This is a genomic window from Streptomyces milbemycinicus, from assembly GCF_002154605.1.
Classification (GTDB): Bacteria; Actinomycetota; Actinomycetes; order Streptomycetales; family Streptomycetaceae; genus Streptomyces; species Streptomyces milbemycinicus.
Map to the genome: position 1 here is coordinate 1 of NZ_MUNE01001172.1, position 1,018 is coordinate 1,018.

Genomic DNA, 1,018 nt, shown 5'->3' on the forward strand with positions numbered 1-1,018 from the left:
GGCGATCAGCTCGGCGGCGGCCCCGGCCGTCTCCCGCAGCAGCGCGCCGATTTCCGCGGCCACCGGAAACCGTCCCGCCACCGCGTCCAGCGCGGACACGGTGTCGGCACGGAGGGCGGGGAGGTCGGCCCTGGGGGAGGTGGCGGCGCCGGACGCCAACGCGTGGCGCAGCCCGGGGAGGTGGCGCTCGTCCAGAGAGATCAGCGCGCCACCGAGGTCGAGCCGTACCGGCTTCGGCGGGGTCGCCTGCGATGAGCCGGCGTACGGTGCCGTGGTGGCGGGGCGCGGCAGGGACGGGTCCACCCGGGCGGCCCCGTCCACCCACAGGGCGGTGGCCACCCGGCGCAGCTGGGCGACGCCGTCGCGGTGCGGCGAGTCGGCGGCCACCGCGAGATGTTCCGCCCCCTGGAGCGTGTCACCGATGAGCGAGGCCAGCTGCCCCGGGCCGACCTGCACAAACGCCCGGAAGCCCGCCTCGTACAGCGCCTTCGTCAACAGCCGGAAACGGACCGGCTCGAGCAGATGCCGGATGAACAGCTCCCGTACCCCGGCCGCGTCGGGCGGATACGGCGCCGCGGTCGTCCCCGACCAGATGGGCACGCTCGGCGGAAACAGCTCGAACCGCTCCGCGGCGGCTCTGATCGGCCCCAGGTACGGCGCCAGCATCCGGGTGTGGAAGCCCGACTGGAACGGAAGGACGTGCCCGATCACCCCCTCGCCACGCAACTGCCTTACGAACGCCTCGACATCGGCCCGCGGCCCGCACACCATCGACTGGCTCGGCGCGTTGTCGTGGGAGAGCACGACCCGGCCACCCGCGCCCTCCGCGAGCGCGGCCAGCACCCGCTCGGCGGAGGCGCCCAGCACGCCGAAGGCCAGCCCGGGGACGCGTAGCGCATCGGGGTCGAACGAGTCGAGGAATTCGTCGACCGCGGCGCCGGAGTACAGCCCGGCCGACACCATCGCGGTCCATTCACCGACGCTGTGCCCGGCCACCGCGTCGGTGAATGGACCGCGA

The 1,018-nt window shown here is 74.5% G+C and carries 1 protein-coding gene; it reads right to left on the reverse strand.

Features of this window, described 5'->3' with window-relative positions; translation table 11 throughout:
• A partial coding sequence (locus tag CCN51_RS51865; protein WP_143676242.1) for an acyltransferase domain-containing protein occupies positions 1-1,018 on the reverse strand: 1,018 nt, incomplete at both ends.